Annotated in this window: 21 protein-coding genes and 1 pseudogene; 7 read left to right on the forward strand and 15 right to left on the reverse strand. The window is 59.6% G+C overall.

Annotated elements, in window-relative coordinates:
- Window positions 1–130: 130 nt before the first annotated feature.
- On the reverse strand, window positions 131–1117 hold the full coding sequence (locus tag ACQZ6F_RS03225) for a substrate-binding domain-containing protein (protein ID WP_449092623.1): 987 nt from the start codon (window positions 1115–1117) through the stop codon (window positions 131–133).
- Between the two features lie 314 nt (window positions 1118–1431).
- On the opposite strand from ACQZ6F_RS03225, the gene ACQZ6F_RS03230 reads away from it, so the two are divergent.
- Window positions 1432–2442 (forward strand): LacI family DNA-binding transcriptional regulator, encoded by a 1011-nt coding sequence (locus ACQZ6F_RS03230; protein ID WP_449092624.1) that lies wholly within the window; start codon window positions 1432–1434, stop codon window positions 2440–2442.
- Here ACQZ6F_RS03230 and ACQZ6F_RS03235 read toward each other — a convergent pair.
- The 9 genes from ACQZ6F_RS03235 to ACQZ6F_RS03275 all read right to left on the reverse strand — a co-directional run bounded on the left by ACQZ6F_RS03235 (window position 2439) and on the right by ACQZ6F_RS03275 (window position 13559).
- The gene (locus ACQZ6F_RS03235) at window positions 2439–3386 is read right to left on the reverse strand and encodes an isoaspartyl peptidase/L-asparaginase family protein (protein WP_449092625.1); all 948 of its coding nucleotides are present in this window, start codon (window positions 3384–3386) and stop codon (window positions 2439–2441) included. The two genes, ACQZ6F_RS03230 and ACQZ6F_RS03235, sit on opposite strands and share 4 nt — an antisense overlap.
- Before the next feature lie 132 nt (window positions 3387–3518).
- A complete protein-coding gene (locus ACQZ6F_RS03240; RefSeq protein WP_449092626.1) occupies window positions 3519–5183 on the reverse strand; it encodes a Na/Pi cotransporter family protein in 1665 nt (554 codons plus the stop codon).
- Between the two features lie 105 nt (window positions 5184–5288).
- A complete protein-coding gene (locus ACQZ6F_RS03245) occupies window positions 5289–6932 on the reverse strand; it encodes an NRAMP family divalent metal transporter (RefSeq protein WP_449092627.1) in 1644 nt (547 codons plus the stop codon).
- Between the two features lie 617 nt (window positions 6933–7549).
- Entirely contained in the window at window positions 7550–7921 is a 372-nt protein-coding gene (gene mnhG, locus ACQZ6F_RS03250) for a monovalent cation/H(+) antiporter subunit G (RefSeq protein WP_449092628.1), read from the reverse strand.
- A complete protein-coding gene (locus ACQZ6F_RS03255) occupies window positions 7918–8199 on the reverse strand; it encodes a K+/H+ antiporter subunit F (RefSeq protein WP_068393522.1) in 282 nt (93 codons plus the stop codon). The genes mnhG and ACQZ6F_RS03255 overlap by 4 nt, the downstream gene beginning before the upstream one ends.
- A complete protein-coding gene (locus ACQZ6F_RS03260) occupies window positions 8196–8672 on the reverse strand; it encodes a Na+/H+ antiporter subunit E (protein WP_077467889.1) in 477 nt (158 codons plus the stop codon). Before ACQZ6F_RS03260 ends, ACQZ6F_RS03255 begins: the two co-directional genes overlap by 4 nt.
- On the reverse strand, window positions 8672–10303 hold the full coding sequence (locus ACQZ6F_RS03265) for a monovalent cation/H+ antiporter subunit D (protein ID WP_449092629.1): 1632 nt from the start codon (window positions 10301–10303) through the stop codon (window positions 8672–8674). The genes ACQZ6F_RS03260 and ACQZ6F_RS03265 overlap by 1 nt, the downstream gene beginning before the upstream one ends.
- Window positions 10300–10638, reverse strand: coding sequence for a Na+/H+ antiporter subunit C (locus ACQZ6F_RS03270; RefSeq protein ID WP_068393528.1), 339 nt, complete (start codon window positions 10636–10638; stop codon window positions 10300–10302). The genes ACQZ6F_RS03265 and ACQZ6F_RS03270 overlap by 4 nt, the downstream gene beginning before the upstream one ends.
- Window positions 10638–13559, reverse strand: coding sequence for a monovalent cation/H+ antiporter subunit A (locus ACQZ6F_RS03275; protein ID WP_449093126.1), 2922 nt, complete (start codon window positions 13557–13559; stop codon window positions 10638–10640). Before ACQZ6F_RS03275 ends, ACQZ6F_RS03270 begins: the two co-directional genes overlap by 1 nt.
- A gap of 78 nt (window positions 13560–13637) precedes the next feature.
- On the opposite strand from ACQZ6F_RS03275, the pseudogene ACQZ6F_RS03280 reads away from it, so the two are divergent.
- Both ACQZ6F_RS03280 and ACQZ6F_RS03285 read left to right on the forward strand, forming a co-directional pair.
- Window positions 13638–13940, forward strand: a pseudogene (locus ACQZ6F_RS03280) (helix-turn-helix transcriptional regulator); the annotation flags it as partial.
- A gap of 289 nt (window positions 13941–14229) precedes the next feature.
- Entirely contained in the window at window positions 14230–14787 is a 558-nt protein-coding gene (locus ACQZ6F_RS03285) for a cytochrome b (protein ID WP_449092630.1), read from the forward strand.
- 31 nt (window positions 14788–14818) lie between these two features.
- On the opposite strand, the gene ACQZ6F_RS03290 is transcribed toward ACQZ6F_RS03285, so the two are convergent.
- Window positions 14819–15697, reverse strand: a complete 879-nt coding sequence (locus ACQZ6F_RS03290; RefSeq protein ID WP_449092631.1) for an aminoglycoside phosphotransferase family protein — start codon at window positions 15695–15697, stop codon at window positions 14819–14821.
- A gap of 25 nt (window positions 15698–15722) precedes the next feature.
- Window positions 15723–16220, reverse strand: a complete 498-nt coding sequence (locus ACQZ6F_RS03295) for a GNAT family N-acetyltransferase (RefSeq protein WP_449092632.1) — start codon at window positions 16218–16220, stop codon at window positions 15723–15725.
- 84 nt (window positions 16221–16304) lie between these two features.
- Between ACQZ6F_RS03295 and ACQZ6F_RS03300 the strand changes: the two genes are divergently transcribed.
- The gene (locus ACQZ6F_RS03300; protein ID WP_449092633.1) at window positions 16305–17225 is read left to right on the forward strand and encodes an ornithine cyclodeaminase family protein; all 921 of its coding nucleotides are present in this window, start codon (window positions 16305–16307) and stop codon (window positions 17223–17225) included.
- A gap of 40 nt (window positions 17226–17265) precedes the next feature.
- Here the strand turns inward: ACQZ6F_RS03300 and ACQZ6F_RS03305 are convergent, their stop codons facing one another.
- Window positions 17266–17655: a VOC family protein gene (locus ACQZ6F_RS03305; protein WP_449092634.1), complete on the reverse strand. Its 390-nt coding sequence runs from the start codon at window positions 17653–17655 to the stop codon at window positions 17266–17268.
- A 114-nt stretch (window positions 17656–17769) separates the two neighbouring features.
- Between ACQZ6F_RS03305 and ACQZ6F_RS03310 the strand changes: the two genes are divergently transcribed.
- Complete coding sequence (locus ACQZ6F_RS03310; protein ID WP_449092635.1) at window positions 17770–18273, forward strand: NUDIX hydrolase; 504 nt, start codon at window positions 17770–17772, stop codon at window positions 18271–18273.
- A gap of 123 nt (window positions 18274–18396) precedes the next feature.
- Complete coding sequence (locus ACQZ6F_RS03315) at window positions 18397–18927, forward strand: adenylate kinase (protein ID WP_449092636.1); 531 nt, start codon at window positions 18397–18399, stop codon at window positions 18925–18927.
- A 111-nt stretch (window positions 18928–19038) separates the two neighbouring features.
- On the opposite strand, the gene ACQZ6F_RS03320 is transcribed toward ACQZ6F_RS03315, so the two are convergent.
- Entirely contained in the window at window positions 19039–20232 is a 1194-nt protein-coding gene (locus tag ACQZ6F_RS03320; protein ID WP_449092637.1) for a phosphotransferase family protein, read from the reverse strand.
- Window positions 20233–20424: 192 nt separating this feature from the next.
- Complete coding sequence (locus ACQZ6F_RS03325) at window positions 20425–21111, reverse strand: GntR family transcriptional regulator (protein ID WP_449092638.1); 687 nt, start codon at window positions 21109–21111, stop codon at window positions 20425–20427.
- A 180-nt stretch (window positions 21112–21291) separates the two neighbouring features.
- Here ACQZ6F_RS03325 and ACQZ6F_RS03330 point away from each other — a divergent pair, with 180 nt between their 5' ends.
- Window positions 21292–22329, forward strand: a complete 1038-nt coding sequence (locus ACQZ6F_RS03330) for a 4-hydroxythreonine-4-phosphate dehydrogenase PdxA (protein ID WP_449092639.1) — start codon at window positions 21292–21294, stop codon at window positions 22327–22329.
- Window positions 22330–22569: the final 240 nt, after the last annotated feature.

Below are 22569 nucleotides of genomic sequence, written 5' to 3' on the forward strand. Positions count from 1 at the left end.
CTGCCCACTGGTGACGCCCACGCGAGCCAAAACGAGTTTTGGCGGGCATCCCATGGGAAAGTTATGGCTTGGCAGTCAACGCCGGCCAAATAGCCGGCGTTTCCTTTAGCCACGAAGCCAGGAGCCTGGATTATTTGAGGTCCTTGGCGGTGATGAGCGTGACGTCCGTCTTGACCCAACCAGTGAACTTTTCGCCGGCATATTCGCGAAGGCCGTACTTGATGCCCATGGCCGCCATTTCCGCGCCATACTGCTCGACGGTGGCCAGCATCTTGCCGTCCTTGATCAAGGGCTTGACGGACGGAATATTATCGAAGCCGACGACCTTGATCTTGCCGCTTTGGCCCGACGCATCGAGAGCCTTGACGACGCCGAGAGCCATGGAGTCATTTGCAGCCATGACGCCCTGAATATCCTTATACTTGGTCAGGAAATTGGTCATGACGGTGTTGGCTTCTTCCGTCTCCCAGTGCGCGGTCTTGCTATCGAGAAGCTCAAGCTTGCCGTTCTTGATGGAGTCCATGAAGCCTACCTTGCGCTCCTTGGCGTTGTCGGCCTCAGGATTGCCTTCCAGGATCACGACCTTTGCGCCCGGACCCAGATCCTTGGCAAGCGCATCGCCCGAAAGCTTTGCGCCCTCAGTGTTGTCCGGTCCGAAGAAAGCGAGATCGATACCGGCTGCCTTCTTGGCATCGGCATCGAGCGGCACGTCGATGTTGATGACCTTGACGCCGGCCTTCACCGCCTTTGCGAGCGGCGTGGCCATGGCCTTCGAGTCCGCAGGCGCCACGACGATGATGTCGTATTTCTGCGTCACGAAGTTTTCGACCGCATCGACCTGCGAAGCAAAGTCACGTTCGTCCTTCATACCAACGGCTTTAAAGTCGAACTTGTCCTTGTTTTCAGCCGCATATTTGTCGGCGCCGGCCTTCATCTGCTTGAAGAACTCGTTGGACAGGGACTTCATGATCAGGCCGACCTTGGGCTTGCCGGCCGCGAAGGCGGGCGAGACGCCGCCGGACAGCGCAAGCGCCAGCGTCCCTGCAAGACCAATCTTCAGCGCGGCACGGCGCGGTGCGTTGATCAAAACGGATTCATGCTTTTTGAAATTGGACATTTTTCTCCTCCCGAACGGTTCTGAGCTCAGCTCCACCTGAGTTGTCAGCGACAATGAACCGTTTCCACGTCTATTGGGTAGCAACGCTCCCGGAGATTGTCAAGGCGCCAGAAACGGCGCAAAATCCAGCATGGATTGCAATTTACAGCGCTTGCGTCAGAATGCACGATGAACCGGTTCCATGCCTCACGATCTATGCGGCCAGATTTAAGATGCGCCGCTTCGACTAAGACGATAGAGACCACTAGCTGAAAGCATGAATCACGCGCCTTTGGGGCGGCTGACGGCCAAGAAAAAGGACTTATGTTTCTGTTATGCCAAAGGTCGGAATTCGAGACGTTGCCAGGCTCGCAGGCGTTTCTACCGGGACTGTTTCGAGGGTCTTGAATGACCACCCCTCCGTTACCCAGGAATTGAGGACGCGGGTCAGCGGCATCATCAATGACCTCGGCTATATGCCAGATCCGTCCGCAAGAAGCATGCGCAGCAAGGTCAGCCGCCTCATCGGCATCGTCATTCCGGATCTGACCAATCCCTTCTTTTCGGAACTTGTCCAGTCTGCCGAGCAAGCCGCCGCTGATCACGGCTACAACATCATCGTCATGACGTCTTTCGACCACGCAGCCAAGGAAGCCGACCGTATCAGGCAGCTGACCAGCCGAAAGGTGGATGGCATCATCCTCGTTCCCAGCAACGATTTCCATACGCTGAAACTGCCAAAGGGGCTGCCGATCGTCGTCGTCGACCGCCTCATGCCGGGATATTCAGGCATCGCCTCCGATCACCGCAACGGGGTCCGCCTTGGCGTCGAATATCTTCTCAAGCTCGGCCACTGCCGCATCGGCTTCATTTCCGGCCCCAAACACTCAGTCCCAGCCAATGATCGCCTCAAGGGCTATCTGGAAGCGATGGAACATGCCGGCGGCGCCGTGCAGAAGATCGGATCGACGCTAATTGCCGAGGCCGCGTTCGACTATGAGAGCGGCCGATCCGCCGGAAACTATCTTCTCGCGCGAGCACGCAATGAGCGCCCGACCGCCATATTCGCAAGCTCCGACCAGCAGGCAATTGGCTGCATGAGGGCGGCCTATGACCTAGGAATCCCGATACCCGCAGCCCTTTCCATCGTTGGGTTCGACGGCATCCCGCTCTCCAGCATGACAATCCCGCGCCTGACGACAGTGAAGCAACCAATTCAAAAGATCGCGGCGGCGGCAGTGGCGGTTCTGTTGAACGAGCAACCCGTGCCGAGCATCGGCAACTCCACCCTATTCCCCTGCGAACTGTCGGAGGGCGAAACGACCGCCGCTCCTCAGCCCGACTAGAACAACTCTACTTCATGGACCTCTTCATGAGTGGCAACGAAGGCCCTACCCTCCGGCGTCACCCAGCCGCGAAACATCCCCGGCGTGTTATAAGGCGCGACGATGACACCCTCGGCGTCGATCGCAATCAGCCCGGCGCCGATTTGATGGGGCGCCAGATCTTCATTGATAAGCCTCTCGGCTGCTGTTGCAATGTCCTGCTTTAGATAAGCTATACGAGACGCGATCTCGTGTCCCAGCACATAGCGAATGAAGAACTCGCCCTTGCCGGTGCCTGAAACGGCGCAGACGCCATCCCTTGCGTAGGTTCCGGCTCCGATCACCGCGCTGTCGCCTACACGTCCGTCAGGCTTGTTGGTGTAGCCGCCCGTCGAGGTCGCCGCGGCAAGATGGCCGGCGACATCGAGCGCCACCGCGCCGACCGTTCCATGCTTCTCGTTTTCGCTCGCTTCCGTTCCTTCCGCTGCGTGACGCTTCATCGCAGCCAGAGCCTCGACCCGCTTTGGCGTGGTGAAATAGGATTGCGGCTCGAGCTGCAAACCCTTTTCCTCCGCAAAGCGATGGGCTGCGGGGCCGGTCAGATAGACGGCACGACCATCTTCCATCAGGACACGCGCCGCCTTGATCGGATTGCGGATCGCGCGTGACGCGCTGATGGCGCCCGCCTCCAGTGTCGCTCCGTTCATGATCGACGCATCGAGCTCGTGCACGCCGTTTTCATTGAGAGCAGCGCCGTGGCCCGCATTGAAATGCGGGCTGTCCTCCATCACAAGGACAGCGGCCTCGACCGCATCAATCGCATGGCGACCGGCCTTGAGCTGTGCATAGCCGGCGCGCAAGGCAGCGGCCATGTCGCGGCGGGCGCCATCCCATTCTTCCGCGGTCATAGTGTCTTGCGACATGACCCCGCAGCCACCGTGAATGGCAAGTGCAACTCCAGTCATTTCCTTCTCCCATTCCGCATCATTGCGCCACCAGCGCTCATTGCCGGACCGGCGAATAGCATCTGGCCGAAAAGATAGGGAGCTCTCAGCGCATGTCCCACCTTATCCGAACGAGAACCGGCACCTTCGGTATCAGACAAGGCTGGCCTTGTCCGTATCTTCCTGCAGCGCACGGCTAGCGCCGCTGTCTTCGGCCCCCAGCACAGCGTAGCCAATGCTTGCAAGATGGGAGTTCACCAGCTTGAGATCGCGCAGCGTCGCCAGAAACAGGCTGCTTGAACCGAGCACGGCGGGATTGGCGCCGCCAAGACGGACAAGGTGATCCCTTGCCGCGGTGCGCTCCGCTTCATTGAGGTGCCGCTTGGCATCCACCAATTCCTGCGCCGAGCGTGGATCTTCCGTCGTCAATGTCGACAGTGCCAGCCGCAGATCCGAGGCGACCTCGGCTTGAATGGTCTGCAAGGCAGCGTGGTCGGCCGCATTGATGGAGCCTTCGGGCCGGCGGGCGACCTGATCGAGGCAGCGCTCGAGAATATCGCCGGCATGGCCGAGATTGACGGCGAATTCGATGACATCGGACAGGCGGCTGGCGTCACGATCTGTCAGTTCCGATGGTTCCAGCCGGGCCAGATAGGCCTTGACGGCCTCGTGCAGCATATCGAGCTCTTTGCCAAGCCGAACGGCCTGCGACGTCGCCTGCTTGTCCGGCCGGGAAAGATCGGCCGGAACCAGTCGCAAGAGCGCCTCGACGAGATCACCCATGCGCAGGATTTCACGCGCCGCGCTGGCAAGAGCAAGATAGGGGGTTTCGAGCACAGACTTATCGAGGAAAAGCGGGCGCGCCGCGTCGCCGGCCGGCTTGATCTTTTCGGGGTACAGCTTGATCAACAGGGACTGAGTTGGCGCGAGTAGACCGACGCAGACCACCGCCAGAACCACATTGAAAGCGAGATGAAAATCCGTAAGCACCGAGGCCGGATCCCCGACATACCGCTGGAAAAGATCTGCCAGGGGCTGCAGAAAAGGCAGCGCGACAATGCAGCCGATCGCACGGAACAGCAAGTTGCCGACCGGCACGCGGCGGTTGGCGGGGTTGGTGCCGTTCGTTTCAAAAACCGGAGGCAGTGCGCCTCCAAGGTTGGCGCCCAGCACCAATGCAAGGCCGGCGGTCGGCGTTATGACGTCACCGGCCGCAAGCCCCACCAGCAGCAGCATAACGGCAACGCTGGAATGCGCCGCAAATGTCAGGGCAGCCGCCAGCAATACATCGAGTACCGGATCACCGGTGATCGCATCGAGGATGCTGCGGAGAACCGGAGCCGTGCTGACCGGTTGGATCGTCTGCACGAGACCATGCAGCGCAAGCAGCATCAGGCCGAGCCCGATACCGACGCGTCCCAGTTGCCGCATGCGGCCCTTGGGTCCACGTTTGAACGCGACATATCCGGCCAGCAGCAGCAGAGGCGAAATGAAAGAAACGTCGAAGGAAAGCGCCTTGACGATCAGCGCGGTCCCGACATTGGCGCCGAGCATCACCGCCAGGGCCGGAATAAGCGCGACTGCGCCACGCGCGGCAAAGGATGTGACCATCATGACCGTCGCCGTGCTGCTCTGGAGCAGCATGGTGACGCCCGCACCGGCAGCAACGGCAACCAGTCGGTTGCGCAAGGCGCGTCCGAGCACACGTCTCAGATCCGAGCCGAAAGCCTTTTCGATGCCGCCCTGAACCATACGCATGCCCCAAAGCAGCAGCGCGACGTGTCCCATGAGTTCCAAGATGACGAGACTGCCGGTCATGACGAATATCCGGTTGGTGTTGAAACGTTTGGCAGCACGACGCCGGCGGGCCGACCCGCCGGACGTCATCATTTGTATGGCGGGATATCTCCGCCATGACTAGGCTCAGCCCTGGCCGAATGCAAGCTGGACCACACGCACAAGTACCATGCCGACCGCGACAACAAGATAACCGCGCAGCACGATCATCCACACTCTCCTCGAAAGCGAGAGCTGTATGGGCTCCAAAGCGGAAAGCGGCGGCATGCGCCAGGTGGGACGCAGGGACCTGTCTTTGACACGCTGCCGTATTTCGCCTCGGTTGACGGATCGGCTGTTCAGCAGGCCGGTCGCAGCAAGACCGATGATACCGATCAATGTGCCACCTGCGAGGATCCACAGGATCTGTCCGCCCGTGATCTCCGGATAAAGAACTGAGGCCGTAAGAATAATCGACAGCATCACTAGCACGGCGATAACAGCACCAGTGAAGAGGTTCATGACCTTACCATTGACCCATGGGCCCAGCACGGCCTTGTCGTTGCACAGCAGCAACAGGAACACGGTCGCGCTGGGCAGCAGCACGCCGGCCAAAGTCTGCACGGCAAGCGTGATGAGACCGAGCGGCGAACCGGGGATCAGGACGAGAGCAGCTGCCGCAGCGATCAAGCCGCAATAGACGAAGTAAAAGCCCTTTGCTTCGCTCGCCTTGCGGTGAAGCGAATGGTTGAGCGAAAGAACATCGCCGATCGCGTAGGCGGTTGCGAGCGAGACGGCAGCGGCTCCAATGATCGCCGCATCGATAAGTGCGATGGCAAACAGCACGCCCATCGTCGGGCTTACATATTTGCCAAGCCCTGCAGCAATGCCACCGGCGTCCGTAAAGTTGCCGAACTCGGGCTGACCCTGGAAGATGGCTGCGCAGAACACCATCATCGCGACGGCACCGATCATGACCATGACGATGCCGAGCCAGAGGTCGGCCTTTTCATAGCCGATGAAGCGCGGCGTAATGCGCTTGTCGATCACATAGCTTTGCTGGAAGAACAGCTGCCACGGAGCGACCGTCGTGCCGACGATGCCGATGATGAGAAGCAAGATGTCCGACAGCTTGCCTTCAGGCAGATTGGGGATCGTCAGGTCCCGCACGATCTGGTGGCCGGACACATGCGCAACCAACACGATCGGCACGAGCAGCAGGCTGCCAAGGCACAACATCAGGGCGAAACGTTCGAAACGGCGGAAGCTGCCGGTGCTTGCGGCAATCATGGTGAGTGCTGCCGCGATCGCAACGCCGGCAACCTTCGATACGCCGAGATAATCAAGCGCCAGGCTGATGCCGATGAATTCGGTGACGATCGTCAAACCGTTCAGAATGAACAGGTCAATGACGCTGAAGGCACCCCAGAACTTGCCGAAGCGCTCCAGAATGAGACGCGCATGACCGACGCCGGTCACCGCGCCTAGCCGCAGAACCATCTCCTGGTTCACATAGAGCACCGGTACCAGCAGCAACAATGTCCACAGCAGGGATGTGCCATAGTTTTGTCCGGCCTGGGTATAGGTGGCGAACGCACCGGCATCATTATCGCCAACCATGACGATAAGGCCCGGTCCGAGAATAGCCAGCAACGTCATCAGACGTGCCCGCCAGGTGGTGCGTGCGGCAATATCGCCGTGGTTGATGGTACCGAGCGCGCCGTTGATGTCGCCGACATGCGCCGTGTCGAGAACAGCTGATGCCGTCCCGTTTGCTTGCAAATTATCCATAGTTTTACTCCCACGCAGGCCAATGGCCGCGCTGCGATCGATTATCGAAGAGCCGCCGACATTGGCGGCCTGAATGAGCATCTGTAATGAGAAGCCGGATCGAGCGGCTTAGTCCGGTGGCGTCGCCGACGCAGCATCCCGTTCCCGAAGGAGAAACGATCGGAAGCCCGCCCCCGCTAACACGCAGCTAGGCCAGACAGACATGGGATAACGCCCCTCGACGCGATGGTGAGAGATTGGCGTGGTCGAGCCACCCTTCATGACGGCAGGTTCGAAGATGATGGTCATGCTACTGACCTCCTCCTGGTTCGATAGTTGCTCGAACCCGGGAGGCCAGTGCCGCGGGTCAACGCCGGCGGCGGTGGCCCTCGCGGTCACATGGTCTTCCCGGGCGATGGGTCAGCACAGCGATAAGGACAAACGACGAGCGTCGACTGTCGCATTCCGTGTGCTGGCTACTAGATCGCGGGTTCATGTGGTCCTCTATGACGTTGCACGTCCGGCCAAACCGGACATCCCGAGATGTGAACATTCGGGATAGTTTGGTGTATACGCCGCTCCGAACAAGGATCAATCGATACCTTGGTATAATGGATCGCAACAGGTACCCGCGAAGGCTACTCGGCCGGAGGCTCAGTCGGTGTGTTCTTCGGCGGAACAATGCCGTTCTGCTCGGCACGATCACGATGCAGCGCCGCACGAGCCAGCAGCATGAAGGTGATCGGTGTTGTCACGGTCACGAAGATCCCGATCAGAAGCTCGTGGATGACGAGCGATTCGGTCGATATCGAGAAAAAGATCATCGATGCCAGCATGATCGCGCCGATGCCGCCGCTCGTCCCCAATGTCGGGGCGTGAATGCGCTCGTAAAACGTTCCGAGCTTCAGGAAGCCGATGGCGCCGACGAGGGTGAGAAAGGCGCCGATGACGAGCAATCCGCCGACAGGAATCGCGGCCCAAAGCGGCAAGGTTTCAAACGAGGTGCTCATTCGATCACCTCCCCACGCATCAGAAATTTCGCCAGCGCGACGGTTGCGACAAAGCCCAGCATGCCGATGACGAGAGCAGCTTCGAAATAGACGACACGCCCGGTCCCGATGCCGAAGGTGAGCAGCAGCAGCATGGCATTCACATACAGCGTATCGAGCGCGATGATGCGATCCTGGGCGCGCGGACCACGAAACATGCGAATGGACGCAATCGCCATGGCGGCCACGATCATCAACTGCGCTGCAGCGACGGATATCTGGATGATCATTGCACTCATGCAAATATCTCCATCAGCAAACTCTCGTATCGATTGGCGACGGTGTCACGCCATTGTGCCTCGTTCTCGAGATCGAGCACATGAAGCAGCACCGTATTGTCGTTGGAATCATATTCGAGCCATGCAGACCCGGGCGTGCTGGTGAGAATGACGGCCAACAGCGCCAGCGGAATCTGATCTCGAACCCTAAGCTCCAAGGTCACGAAACCCGGCGTCGTCTTTCGCGAACGGCCCCTCAGAATGATCCAGGCCACCTGAACATTCGACTTCAGGACATCGAAGACGACACGAAAGAACAGCTGTGGCAGCAGATACCATTTCCGCAGTTTCGGCTTCTCGGGACGCAATGACGCCATGGCCCAGGAGGCAAAGACGGCGACAATGATGCCGAGGATAAGATGGCCGAGCGTGAAGCCGTTCAGCAACAGCCAGGTCAGGATCAAGCTTAGCGTCAGAAGCGGATATGGCAGCATCACGGACCTCCCGCCTGGCTCGACGCGGCCGCGGAAGCGTCCGAGATAACAGCCGCATTGTGGACCGCATCGACATAGATGCGCGGATCGCTCAGCGTACGGATGGTCGCTTCCATATATTGCATGACCGGGCCGGCCCAGATGGTCAGCGCCAGCGTCAAGGCAAGCAAGCCCATGACCGGCAATATCTCGATCACGAGCACACGCGGAACCGTGCCTTCAAGAGAACTCCAGAATGTGCGTATGCCGGCACGCGTCATCGAAATCAGTGCGGCAATACCCGAAAGGATAACGAGGAAGATCAGCACCCAGACGGCAGCACTTGGCGGCACGCCGATCGCACCGGTCCCCATCATCGCCGACAGCATCGCGAATTTTGCGATAAAACCCGAAAGCGGCGGCAAGCCGGACAACAATATTCCGCAAGCTGCAAAGCAGATGCCGAGCATCGCCATGGTGCCGGGCATGGTGACGCCCTCGCCCTCCGCAGGCTCTTTCTCCTCGGCGTCGCCATAGGCTTCCATGGTGACCGCCAGGACGCTGGCGCCCGCATCCTGCCCGCGTTCGACAAGCTCGATCAGCATGAAGAAGGCACTGATCGTCAGCGTCGAGCTGACAAGATACATCAGAGCGCCGGCTGAGATGGAGCCGTCATTGATGCCGATCACCATCAGCAAGGTTCCAGACGAGACAAGCACCGAAAAGCCGGCCAGCCGGCCGAGCGCCTGCGATGCCAATACCCCGACGGTTCCGAAGATCAGCGTCGCCATGCCGCCATAGAGAAGCACGGAGGAGCCGAAACCGGCGGAAGGCCCTTCGCCAAAAAGAAGCATGGTCAACCGCAGGATGACATAGATCCCGAGCTTGCTCAGAATGGCAAATACGCCGGCGACCGGCGCGGATGCCGCGCTATAGGCCGTCGGCAGCCAGAAGCAGAGCGGCCACATGCCGGCCTTGATGAGGAAGGCGATGCCGAGCACGCCGGCCCCTGCCTGCATCAGCATGCGGCGGTCGGCGGACATTTCGGGAATGCGCACCGCCAGATCTGCCATGTTCAGCGTACCCGCCGTGCCATAGATCAGGCTCACACCGATCAGGAAGAGCAGCGCTGCGGCAAGATTGACGGCGATATAGTGCAGGCCGGCCTTGACGCGAAGCGGACCGGATCCATGCAGCAGCAGGCCGTAGGATGCAGCCAGCATCACCTCGAAGAAAACGAAGAGATTGAAGAGGTCGCCGGTCAGAAAGGCGCCGTTCACGCCCATGAGCAGCAGCTGGAACATGGTGTGGAAATGTGCTCCCACAGCATGCCAGCGCGCCAGCGAGAATATCAACGCGGCAAGAGCGACGATGGAGGTCAGCAACAGCATGAGCGCCGAAAGACTATCGAGCACCAGCACGATGCCGAAGGGCGCGCTCCAGTTGCCGAGCAGATAGGCGCGCTCCTGGCCCGCCGATCCACCTTCAGCGCGAAAAAGTGCAAGCGTTATTCCGACCAGCAGAAGCGTGGCCGCCAAACTGACAAGCGCCTTCCACGTCCGCTCGCGCTCGTCGATGAACAATAAAACAGCGGCAGCCACCAGCGGCAGCAGGATCGGCGCGATGATGAGATGATGCGACCAACCTGTCACTTCCGGTCGCTCCTTCCGTCCACATGATCGGTGCCGGTCATGCCGCGTGAAGCAAGCAGCACGACGAGAAATAGAGCTGTCGTCGCAAAGCCGATGACGATCGCCGTCAGCACCAGCGCCTGCGGCACTGGATCGGCCAGTGCGGGCGCCGCGCTGCCGTCCGCCAGCACCGGCGGCATATTGGTTTTCACGCCACCGACGCCGAATATGAAGAGATTGACCGCATAAGACAGCAGCGACAGGCCGATGATGACCTGGTAGGTGCGCGGACGCAGGATCAGCCAGACGCCGCAGGCCGTCATCACACCGATCGCAACGGACAAGATGAGTTCCATCAATCCCCCTTTGCCTTTTCCGCCTCGATCGTACGGAGGCGATTGATGCGGATCGATTGGTGGGCGAGCGCAACGAGGATCAGAACCGTGGAGCCGACAACCAGCATGAAGACGCCGAGGTCGAACAGCAGCGCGCTCGCAGCCGGCACCTTGCCGATCAAAGGCACGTCCAGATACTGGAAGTGCGATGTAAGGAAGGGATAGCCGAAGAACCAAGCGCCGATGCCCGTCGCGGTCGCCACGAGAAGGCCGGCCCCCATCCAGCGCAACGGCAGGATACGAATGCGATCCTCCGCCCACCGCGTGCCGCCGGCCAGATATTGCAGCAGGAACGCGATCGACAGCGTCAAGCCAGCCGAGAAGCCCCCACCGGGCAGATCATGCCCGCGCATGAAGATATAGACCGAGAGCGTGATCACGAACGGGAACATCCATTGCATGATCACCGACGGTACGAGAATATAGTCACGCACCGTATCCCCAGCAGAGCGCTCCGGCCGCTCCTCGTCGAAACGGTTCTGGATCCTCTGTTGTTCGGGCATTTCCATGCTATCGGGTGCCGGGCGGAAACGACGCAGCAGCGCATAGACCGTCAAGGCGACAATGCCGAGGACGGCGATTTCCCCCAGAGTGTCGAAACCGCGGAAATCGACCAGGATGACATTGACGACATTGCGACCACCGCCCTTCGAATAGGCATTCTCGAGGAAATAATTGGCGATGGCGTCAGGCACCGGCATGGTCATGACGGCATAAGAGATGAACATCATGCCGACGCCGCAGGCGACCGCAAGCGCAAGGTCGCGAAAACGGCGGAAGCGGGCACGGAAATCGACGGTATCATCGATCCCCTCCGTCCGCTTCGGCAGCCAACGCAGTCCCAGCAGAATGAGAACCGTTGTGACGACCTCAACGAGTAGCTGTGTGATGGCAAGATCCGGTGCCGAAAGCCAGATGAAAGTCATGCAGACGATCAAACCGACGCCGCCGAGCATTACCAGCGCCGCGAGCCGGTGATATTTGGCAACGAAGGCAGTGCCGATAGCGAGGCAGATGCCGATCGCCCAGATCGATGCAAAGACAGGATCGGCGCCGGAAAAGGCAAAATGCGGCGCTTCGAAACCGGACAGATAGAGCGGCAGCAGGCCCGCCGCAAAGCCTGTCACAACCACCCAGCGAAGCTGGGGCTGCAGCTTGCGCGTGCCGATCCGCCGCTCGGCCACTCTGGCCCAATGCCAGGAGACCTCCACCAGGACGCGCTCGAATATGCGCTGGCCTCTCAGGCGCCGAAAAATCGGCGGGCCATCTTCGCATCGCGAAAGATAGTCCTTGAAGACGAAATAGAACACCGTCCCGCCGACGAGAGCGACCACGCTCATCAAAAGCGGCAGATTGAGGCCATGCCAAAGGGAGAGGCTGTATTCCGGCGTCTGCCCATGCAGAACGCTGACAACGGCCGCATGCAGGAATGGAGCGACCGACAGAGCCGGGACGATACCGACCACCAGGCAGACGACGACCAGAAGCTCGATCGGAAAACGCATCCAGCGCGGCGGCTCGTGCGGCTTGGCGATCGGCAGATCGGTCGGTGCCGGCCCGAAGAATACCGTCTGGATAAAGCGCAAGGAATAGGCAACGCTGAAGGCGCTCGCCAGAGTTGCCACATAGGGCAGTATCCGGTCGAGAATGGAATCGGCATGCGTCTCGATGGCTTCCGCGAAGAACATTTCTTTCGACAGGAAGCCGTTCAGCAGGGGGACGCCGGCCATGGCCGCGCTTGCGACGATGGCAAGCGCCCCGGTAAATGGCATGTAGCGGAACAGACCGCTCAAGCGGCGCATATCGCGCGTGCCGGTTTCATGATCGATGATGCCGGCAGCCATGAACAACGAGGCCTTGAAGGTCGCGTGGTTCACCATGTGGAAGATCGCCGCGACGGTCGCAAGCGGGCTGCCCAGACTGAGCAGGGTAGTGATGAGGCCGAGATGACTGATCGTCGAATAGGCCAACAGTCCCTTGAGGTCCTGCTGAAACATCGCGAAATAAGCGCCGAGCAGCAGGGTCGTGATACCGGCCGCGCCGACGATGTAGAACCATTCGTCCGTGCCCGCCAGAACCGGCCAGAAGCGGGCAAGCAGGAAGACACCAGCCTTCACCAGCGTGGCGGAATGCAGATAGGCCGAGACGGGCGTCGGCGCCGCCATGGCATTCGGCAGCCAGAAATGGAAGGGAAACTGCGCGCTCTTCGTCAGCGCACCCAGCAGGATCAGCACCAGGGCCGGCGAATAGAGCGGATGATTGCGAATGATGTCGCCGGACGCCAGGATCTTGTCCAGATCATAGCTACCGACAATGTGGCCAAGCAGGATCAGTCCAATCAACAGGCAGAAACCGCCGATCCCGGTAATCGTCAGCGCCATGCGCGCACCATCGCGGGCCGCAGCGCTGTTGTGCCAATAGCTGATCAGCAGGAAGGAAAAGATGCTTGTCAGCTCCCAGAATATCGAGAGCAGGATGACATTGCCTGACAAGACGATGCCGAGCATCGCACCCATGAAGGCCAGCAGGAAAGAGAAGAAGCGGGGAACGGGGTCCTCTTCCGACATGTAATATCGGGCATAGACGATGACGAGAAAGCCGATGGCTGTTATCACGACCGAGAAAAGCCAGGAAAACCCATCGAGCCGCAGCGTGAAATCAAGCCCGAGTTGCGGCAGCCACTCTATGCTGTATCGCACCACACCCCCATCCACGATGGCGGGGTAGAAGCTTGCGGCGATCAGGAGCGCCACGAAGGTCACTGTGCCGGCGATCCAGGCGGGAACGCGTCGCGACTGCGTGCGCAGAAGGCATACGGATAAGAGACTTCCGATAAACGGCAGAGCCAAAAGTACCAGGATAAGAGTAGGCCCGCTGGTTATCCCAAAACGTCGTTCCTTTCCTCGGCCGAATCACCGTGGCCGCCATGGCGGCAAACACCTCTAGCAAACCGGCGCAATATGCCCTATATGATAGATATTGCCCAATATGGGCAGCTTGGAGCCGCGCGTCAAGGTAAGATGGCGATGATTTTAACACCAGCGCTCTGTCGCGCAGCCCGGGGCTTTCTCGACTGGACCCAGACGGACCTTGCCGACCGATCCGGCGTGTCGCGTAGCACGATACGCGACTATGAGGGTGATCGCCACAGCCTGCACCGGGCAACGGAAGCGCAATTGCGATTGGCTCTGGAGACGGGTGGGATAGCCTTTTTCCGTATCGACGGACACGAGGTCGGAATCTGTTCCAAGATCCCCACCGCAGATGCGGCGACGGCGGTACACACCGAAAGCTGCGAAATCTTGTCGGCCTCCGGCGATCAGGGCCAGACGACGACGCGCAAGCCCGGAAAGTAACGCACGGAGGCCCTAAGACGGCAATGGCTTTGCGACGTCTGCGCTAGGCATCTCCAGCAACCATTTCCGAGCGCGAAAAACGCTTCTAACCTGGATGGCCCGCTCGCGAGAAGGTGAACGGAGAGGCCCTCAAATCAGCCATATTTCGACCGATCACCGCATCCGCGCCGTACCCCCAGACGACCCGGAGAAGCATATGTCCGCCACTTTAGCGCCTGAAGAAGACGCGCCAAACACCCGATACCGACCATCGCAGCGGATCCTGCATTGGCTAATGGCTATCGTCATTATTTCCGCCCTCGCCATCGGCCTCTACTGTTCCTACCTCGTGCCGGGCACGCCGGTACGCCAAGCCCTTCTCGATATACATAAATCACTTGGCATGACCGCACTCTTCCTCATCGCCATCCGCCTGCCGCTCAGGCTTTCGCTTGGCGAGCCTGCCTATCGGCAGCCGCTCGATGGCTTCAACCACTATGCCGCGCGCGGCGCGCATATCCTGCTCTACGCATTGATGATCCTGATGCCGCTGGCCGGCTACACCACCTCGGCCGCCGGCGGGCGTGATCTCCCCTGGTTCGGCCTCTTCGAATGGCCAAATCTGCTGCCGCTCAACAGGCCGCTGGCGAGAGCCGCTGCCGAAGTCCACGAATATGGCGCCTATTGCCTCTATGCGGTCGTCAGCCTGCATATTCTGGCGGCTCTCTGGCATCATTTCTTCCGGAAGGATGAAGTGCTGCGACGCATGCTGTAGCGAGATGACTGCCGAAACCGTGTGGACGGGACTAGCGCATGTTGAGGCGTGAGAGGGTGAGGCGCGATTGCTCGCATAGCGCCTCGTTTCGCCCGCCCCGATAATAGCTTAGCGCGATGACGGCGCCATAAAGTGCCCAGCCTTCGGCCCGCAGCCAATCGGCATCACTCACGTCGCAGGCCGCACGAAAGGCCTCACGCGCAGAAGGCTCCACCCAGGACCACGCAGCCGCATAGTCCGCGGCCGGATCGCCCACAGCGCAAAGGCCCCAGTCGATCACTCCCGTAAGATGCCCGTCTCTCGCGATCAGATTGTCCGCCTTGATGTCCCCATGCAGCCAGACCGGCGGGCCTTGATGCACAGTCGCGCACGCTTTCTGCCAAAGCCGCCGCGCAGCCTCTGCATCGATCTCGTCCGCCAGAATATCGATGGCCGGCAGCGTAACGGAAGACAAAACCTCCAGCGCCACACCGCGGCGATGATTGAGTTCGCCCGCATGCGGCGCCCCACTGATATCCACCTGATGCAGCGCTTTCAGAAAGGCCGCAAGTGCGAGCGCGGCTGCAGCCGGATCGGCAATGGCTTGTGGGGAGGCAATATCCCCGTCCATCCATTCGAAAATCCCGAAATCGCATTTCAGGCCGAAATCGGCACTCCCCCGGAACAGCAATCTCGGCACGTCGAGTGGGAGGTTTGTGAAACGGGGCAACCAATCGAGTTCTTTGGCGACGAGATTCGCCGCAGCCTCGCGGCGCGGAAGGCGCAGCAGCAATTGCTCTCCGATGCGATAGATCGCATTATCGGTACCCGAGGATATCAGCCGCCGAACGGGAAGATCAGCCCATTGCGGCGTCATTTCCCGCAGCAGGCGTTGGATGGCGGTTTCTTCAGGCGCAATATCATCGTGCATCATAAAAGCCAGATAGCATATTTCATCACCGTAGAAGCCCGACAACATCATCGGTCGAGCGCACATCGCCAGAGCTACGGTAACGGAGATAGTGGGTAAAGCCATTCCTCGGCTCGTGCCGAAAGCCGATGGCTTCCCAAAATGCAGCCGCCTCAGCGCTATCGGTGTTCACCGTGATAATCGTCCCGCTCGGAACCGGCCGGTTCAAGATCGCCGCCGCCAATTGGCGACCGAGGCCATGTCGCCGGTATGCCGGACGCACAAAGAAGCGGCGCATACGCATGGCGGAAGATATAACGGGATCGATTGTCATCCCGCCGATCCCCGCCAACTCGCCATTCACCCTGGCCGCCAACAGAGCTTCATGTGTCCCGCTGAAACGCTGTTCACCGCTCTGCCACTCAACATACAGCCGCTCCAAAAACCGCTTGCCCTCCGCAGCAGCATCCCGGCGCAGCACATCAAAATCCGGCGGAAGATGTTCCGTCAGCTGCTCGAATTTGAGACCACGCAAGGCTTGCATCCTCATTCTCTATCGTTTCGGCTCAACAGCTTGACCTCAACCGGGCTTGAGGTTGCAAACTCGGCTTTGAGTTGGAGATTCCCGATGATGAAAATACTGCAAGACCAGGATTTGGACAGTATCGCATTGATGCCCGTCGCAATCGACGCGATGGAAGCGGCCTTCCATGCCAAAGCAACGGGCAAATTTGTCTCCCCGCCTCGACATCATGTCCCGTTTCCCGGCCAAGGCGATCTGGTGTTTACCGTTGGAGGCATCCTTGGAGAGACGCCGCTTGCCGGTTTCCGCGTTTATGAAACGTTCAACGGAACGGAGCACACGCAGATTGTCGCCGTTTGGTCTGCGGATGATGCCAAACTCATAGGGATCATCATAGGTGAGCGGCTGGGCCAAATCAGGACGGGAGCAATCGGAGGCCTCGCCATACGTCATCTCAGCGCCCCAAACGCCAGAACCGTTGGTATTTTGGGCAGTGGCGCTCAAGCGAGAACTCAGCTGATTGCCGCAGCCGCGGTTCGAGACATAACAGGCGTCCGCGTCTTCAGCCGCGACGAGAGAAGCCGCACCGACTTTGCCGAAGACATGCATAGTGAGTTGGGTATAGCGATCGACCCCGTCGAAAGCGCTGCCGAGGCCGTAGCGGATGCCGATATCGTGCTTTGCGCAACAAGCAGCGATGCACCGCTCATCCATGCGGCGGATTTGAAGCCCGGGGTGCATATCAACACGGTCGGCCCGAAAACACGGCAGGCAAATGAAATCGGTTTGGACATAGCAGATGTCGCCAACATGATCGTCACCGATTCCCTGGAGCAGACACAGGCTTATGCCTCGCCCTTTTTTCTTGCCGGATCAGGTCACGAACATCGCATGAAGGAACTGGCCGACGTTGTCACCAACACCGTCCCCGCTCGAATATCTGCACTCGACATGACGCTTTTTTGCTCTGTTGGTCTGGCAGGGACGGAAGTCATGGTGGCGTCAGCGATATTCGACAGGCTTTGAGAGCGCAGACGCAATAGAAGTGTTCTCACATCATGTACCTTTAGCCTTCAGCGATCCCGACAGACTGCGGCTCGCCGATCTCCACCGCATGACCGTCGGGATCGTGGAAACGGAAGACCCGCTGTCCCCATTCCTGGCGCTCGACGGGATGAATAAGCTCGGCATGCGGCGCTATTCTCTCAAAGGCCGCATCCACATCGTCGTCCTCGAAATAGAGAAGGATGTTGCGGCGGCCATATGGCTCCAACATTTCGGCAGATGTCTTCCAGACCGTCTGCTCGAGCGCTTTTCCGTCATGAATCGCAAAGCCTGTCTCGAACAGAACGAAGCTTCCGAAATCGCTCAGGACTTTGAGCCCCAAAACGTCGCGATAAAACATCTTTGAGCGTTCGATATCGCTGACGAAAGGGATTGGGTTGACGAAGCGCATTTCAAATCACTTTCGAAAAGTGCATCTACCATCGTCTCACCGTTTCCAAAGGCCGGGCTGATGTCAATTCTTCGGGCTCGGCGATCTCGATAAGAACCTATGGAGGATCGAACAATGACGGATACTGCACGCACCATGATCGTCGTGGACGCCGGAGATTCACGCTTCCAATTGCGAGCCGGTGCATTGATCCGTTCCAACGGCCACATCCTCATTCATCGGGCCGTTGGAGACCGGTTCTGGGTTCTGCCCGGCGGTCGGGTGGAGTTTCACGAGGCGAGCGCCGAAACGCTGGCGCGCGAGATCGAGGAAGAGATCGGCTGTCCGGCAACGATCGGTCCGCTGCGCTTCATCATCGAAAATTTCTTCGAATTCGCGGGTACGCGCGTACATGAACTCGGTTTCTACTATGAGGCGGAGCTGTCGCGGCCATTGCCCTTCCACGAGAACGAGATCGTGCATCGGATCAGGGACGGCAATGCGGAACTCGAATTTCGATGGGCATTATCTACCCGAGCCGCCCTGGATCAGTTCGATCTGCAGCCCTTGCCTGTGCGAGACCTCATCGAAACCATGCCCGCCGGTATCCAACATTTCGTGCGGCGCGATGCTGTCTGATTGTGCGACCAGTTGACCACAAGCTGCAAAATGGGTTGGTTGTAGTATGGGTAGGCAATCCGCCCAATCATGCCACATCAAACCCGGATCGCTCAGGTTGTTCATATTCAGGTTGTTCATATAATGTCGCGCATCGTCATTCTGGGAAATGCTGGCGGCGGAAAATCCACGCTCGCGCGCAACATGGCCAAGCAACGCGGCCTTGCCCATTTCGAAATCGACAAGCTCCTTTGGCGGGAAGGCTGGATCCCGGCGCCGATAGACGACTATTCAGAACAGCATCAGCGGATCATATCCGAGGAAAGTTGGATCATCGATGGGCTCGGGCATCGGGATTCGATACCTGCTCGTATAGATCGGGCGACCGAGATCATTCTCATCGACATGCCGCTCTGGATGCACTTCTGGCTCGCCGCTGAGAGGCAAATCGCCTGGCATTCGGGCACGCTGAAGCATTCTCCCGGCGGCCTCTCAGCCATGCCGCCGACGCGAGATCTTTTCAGAACTATATGGGCGATCGAGCAAGACTGGGTGCCTGACATCCGAGCCATGTGCATGGCCGCCGAGAAAGCCGGCAAAAAGCTAACGCGCATTTGCGACGTGTGTGAGCTGGAGAGATTGACACAAGGATCAGGCGTAGCCCAACGGCCCTGAAAGTCACATGAGACCGCAGGCGATCAACTCCGCCGGCAAAGCCAAATTGGTGAGAAGCTGGCAGCAGTTCATCGCGCAATCCGCGAATGCATACCTTTCGCCGCCCCTCGCTCAATCCGCCTCCATCACCAATTCCGCGGTGCGGCGCAACCAGTCGGCCGGGTCGCCTTGATGATAGATCCGCTCCGAGGGTTCGATATTGTCGAGGAAATGCTGATAAATCACGGCCCTTCTGGCTGTCGCGAGCGGGGCCAGCAGATCGGCGGCGCGTGTCGGGTTACAGCCGGGCACGCGGGTCAACCATTGCCGGTTCCAGTGATCCTTGACCATCTGCAGATGCTCCGGTGGGACCGCATCGAGAAAGGCCGGCTGGTCGAGCAAAGGATGGCCGATGCCGCTATCGCCCCAGTCCAGCAGCGTCAGCTCCAATTCGGTCCCGCGAAAATTGCCGGGATGGCAATCGCCATGGACAAGCGTGTCCGGCAATCCACAGGCATCGACTTCGGCAAAGCGGGCGGCAAGACCTTCGACAAAGCGGGATAGCGCCGCATGCTCGTCCGCGGACAATTCCTCGCGTGTCCGTTGCACGACATCGGCGATCGCCATGGACAAGCCCGGCCCACGCCAATCGGGCAACCCCATCCCGCGCAATTCTTCGACGCGGCCAATCCATGAGGCCTGTATGTCGACAAGGACAGTCACCATGCCCAGCAATTGCGGTAGATCGGCCTCAAACATGTCCTCGCCGGGAATCTCCCCGAGCAAAATGCGCCCGTCTTCGTCGTGGCCGAATAGTGTTGGAACATGCTGGCCCGCCAAAGCTGCAATGACACGGCCCTCATGCCCGAAGAACGGCGGCACGACTTTCAGCCATGCTGATTGATCGCCGATGGGTATGCGCCAGACACTGGAGAGATTCCAGGTACGAACCTGCACGGGTTTGGCCGTAGGTGTCAGGCCATGCCCGGCCAACACCCGCTCTGCCCAAGCAAGATCGGCGGCGGGACCGCCGGGCTGCGCATAGGCTTGACGCAGCGGATGAGCCTCGATCTTCCCCGTCCAAACTTCGGCCGGTACGGGCTCGGCAATCTCGGCCAAATAGGTGACTTCCACCCCATCGGGCCTCTCGGGAGAGACTTCGAGCAGGCGCAGGATGGTTACGTCAATGCCATAGTATTCGCGCGCGGCGCGTATGACGGATTCCACTTCCTGCCGCCACGGGACGTCGACAGGAACCGGTGGCCAGCATCCAACGACCGCACCATCAGGTGTCATCAAGACGAGACGTGCCAGACGCTTCGGCACGGGTGCTTGTTCCTGGCTTCCTATCTTTTTGCCCTCTCGTCAAAAATGCCCTGCACAACTCGCCGGTTGTGAAAGGTTCGGAGCCCGATATACGCGATGTCGCTCTGGAATTCTACCGAGAGATGCTCTTGCGAGCGGGTGGCGGCCGGCGACTGTGGCATCCACAGTTCTCTTACCGAGCAGGGGAGTAAGTCACACCACGTCGCGAACCCGCTCCCAGGCATTGGCGAGATGACGACCGAGAATCTTTGAAAGCCGCGCCCCGTCGCGCGCCTCCAAAGCCGCGATCATCTCCTCATGCTCGGCGACGGCAGCTGCCCATTTTTCCGGGCCTTCGTGGCCGATGAAGCGGATCCGTTTCAGCCGCGTCTGCAACATATGATGCATCTCGGACAGGGATGAGTTTTGGGTCAGCCGGACGATTGCCGTGTGAATGGCCTGATTGAGCTTGTAATATTGCAGACGGTCGCCCACCCGATAGCAGCGGACCATTTCGTCATGCAAGGCCCGAACTTCCGCGATCTCCGCATCACTGCCGAGCTGGCAGGCGAGCTTGCCCGCCAGTTCCTCGAGCGTGCGCAGGACGATCAACATGTCCTCAACATCCTTGCCGCTGAAGCGTTTGACCGACGCTCCACGGCTTGGGGTCAGTTCGACGAGGCCTTCGCTCGCCAGAAACTTGATCGCCTCGCGCAACGGCGTACGCGATACGCCAAGCCGTTCGCCGAGTTGGCCTTCGTGCAGACGTATGCCGGGCTCCAGAATGCCCTCGATAATCATGTCGCGCAGATGGCTGACGATCGTATCATGCAGCACGGTGCGCTGGATGGGGCCCGGACCGCCTTCGGCTTTCCAATCCAACCTGCCGGTCTCATCCATTCTCGATTCCCACTGCAATGGCTCTCGCAAATCGCCGCGAGCCGACCCTCTTCCACGATTCCCTGAGCATGGCGATGGCGCATATCCGCGTCAATGTAAAATTCTGTATACAGAATACTTGATGCAGAATTTTGAATGCTATATCAGAAACCATTGGGTTTAACGAGGAGGAAGATCATCATGGCCATCAATGACGCAGCAAATATCCGCCCCGTTATAGCGCTCGCCATGGGTGATCCCGCCGGCATTAGTGCTGAATTGGCCACGAGGGTTCTCGCCCTCCCCGAAATTAAAGAGGCCGCTCATATCGTCGCCATCGGCGATCGGCGCATTCTCGACGAGGGAGCCAAGGTGGCGGGTCTTTCACTCGAGCTGCAGGATGCTTCACTCGAAAGCATCGGTGACGCCGGCACGGATAGTCATGTCTTCATCGATCTGCAGAATCTGGACCCGGCGGACGTTACACGCGGCGAAGCGACGCTTGCCGGCGGCAAATTTGCGACGCGGAACTTCCGCGAGGCGCTGATGCTTGCCCATTCGGGGCATGCGCAGGCCGTCTGCTTCACCCCCTTCAACAAGAAGGCGATGCGGCTTGCCTATCCGGGCTATGACGACGAGATCCGTTTCGTCTCCGATGTCCTGGGCTTCACCGGCAGGTTGCGCGAGTTCAACGTTCTGGAAAAGGTCTGGAATGCCCGCGTCACCTCGCATATTCCGCTGTCTCAGGTTGCCTCGTCACTCTCGATCGACGGCATTCTGGATGGGCTGGAGCTGACGATGGCCTGCCTGAAGAGCGCGGGCTATGACGATCCGAAGATCGCGGTCGCAGGCATCAATCCGCATGCGGGCGATGGCGGCAGCTTCGGCATGGAGGAGATCGACATCATCGAACCCGCCGTCGCCGCGGCAAAGGCGAGAGGCTACAATGTCGAAGGCCCCTTCCCGGCCGACACCGTGTTCTTGCGAGCGCTCAAAGAAGGTTTCCAAGCGGTGCTGACCATGTATCACGACCAGGGTCAGATCGCCATGAAGCTCATCGGCTTCGACAAGGGCGTGACGATGATGGGCGGCCTGCCCTTCCCGCTCTGCACGCCCGCGCATGGCACCGCCTATGATATTGCCGGCAAGGGAATTGCCGATGTCGGTGCGAGCCGGGAAGCGATCCTGCTGGCGGCACGCATGGCAAGACGAGCCGCAAGCCTGTCAGCCGCCACTTGACGGCGCAAAGAGCGTCGAAACGGACAAGCAACCGCCACGTCACCGCCTCATCGCCATGCAGAACGTCATTGATGGCCGAAGGAGGCGCACAAACTCGTGCAGCAGGACTTGCCTTTCAGACTCGCGTTTCCGGCCCATCCTCTGCCCCCGCTGCGGGAATGAGAAATCGAACACGATCGGAAGCGCCCCTGTTGCCGCCTTCGATCGCCACAGCCTGAGAATGGCAGCCGCAAAAAACAT

The sequence above is a fragment of the Rhizobium sp. A22-96 genome (assembly GCF_053521805.1).

Coding starts and splice junctions, on each gene's coding strand:
- ACQZ6F_RS03255 (WP_068393522.1), bottom strand. CDS start 8,199: ATGAGTGCAATGATCATCCAGATATCCGTCGCTGCAGCGCAGTTGATG.
- ACQZ6F_RS03325 (WP_449092638.1), bottom strand. CDS start 21,111: ATGGATGAGACCGGCAGGTTGGATTGGAAAGCCGAAGGCGGTCCGGGC.
- ACQZ6F_RS03330 (WP_449092639.1), top strand. CDS start 21,292: ATGGCCATCAATGACGCAGCAAATATCCGCCCCGTTATAGCGCTCGCC.
- ACQZ6F_RS03270 (WP_068393528.1), bottom strand. CDS start 10,638: ATGGAACTCATCTTGTCCGTTGCGATCGGTGTGATGACGGCCTGCGGC.
- ACQZ6F_RS03240 (WP_449092626.1), bottom strand. CDS start 5,183: ATGACCGGCAGTCTCGTCATCTTGGAACTCATGGGACACGTCGCGCTG.
- ACQZ6F_RS03225 (WP_449092623.1), bottom strand. CDS start 1,117: ATGTCCAATTTCAAAAAGCATGAATCCGTTTTGATCAACGCACCGCGC.
- ACQZ6F_RS03235 (WP_449092625.1), bottom strand. CDS start 3,386: ATGACTGGAGTTGCACTTGCCATTCACGGTGGCTGCGGGGTCATGTCG.
- mnhG (WP_449092628.1), bottom strand. CDS start 7,921: ATGAGCACCTCGTTTGAAACCTTGCCGCTTTGGGCCGCGATTCCTGTC.
- ACQZ6F_RS03245 (WP_449092627.1), bottom strand. CDS start 6,932: ATGGATAATTTGCAAGCAAACGGGACGGCATCAGCTGTTCTCGACACG.
- ACQZ6F_RS03315 (WP_449092636.1), top strand. CDS start 18,397: ATGTCGCGCATCGTCATTCTGGGAAATGCTGGCGGCGGAAAATCCACG.
- ACQZ6F_RS03230 (WP_449092624.1), top strand. CDS start 1,432: ATGCCAAAGGTCGGAATTCGAGACGTTGCCAGGCTCGCAGGCGTTTCT.
- ACQZ6F_RS03305 (WP_449092634.1), bottom strand. CDS start 17,655: ATGCGCTTCGTCAACCCAATCCCTTTCGTCAGCGATATCGAACGCTCA.
- ACQZ6F_RS03310 (WP_449092635.1), top strand. CDS start 17,770: ATGACGGATACTGCACGCACCATGATCGTCGTGGACGCCGGAGATTCA.
- ACQZ6F_RS03295 (WP_449092632.1), bottom strand. CDS start 16,220: ATGCAAGCCTTGCGTGGTCTCAAATTCGAGCAGCTGACGGAACATCTT.
- ACQZ6F_RS03285 (WP_449092630.1), top strand. CDS start 14,230: ATGTCCGCCACTTTAGCGCCTGAAGAAGACGCGCCAAACACCCGATAC.
- ACQZ6F_RS03300 (WP_449092633.1), top strand. CDS start 16,305: ATGATGAAAATACTGCAAGACCAGGATTTGGACAGTATCGCATTGATG.
- ACQZ6F_RS03290 (WP_449092631.1), bottom strand. CDS start 15,697: ATGCACGATGATATTGCGCCTGAAGAAACCGCCATCCAACGCCTGCTG.
- ACQZ6F_RS03260 (WP_077467889.1), bottom strand. CDS start 8,672: ATGCTGCCATATCCGCTTCTGACGCTAAGCTTGATCCTGACCTGGCTG.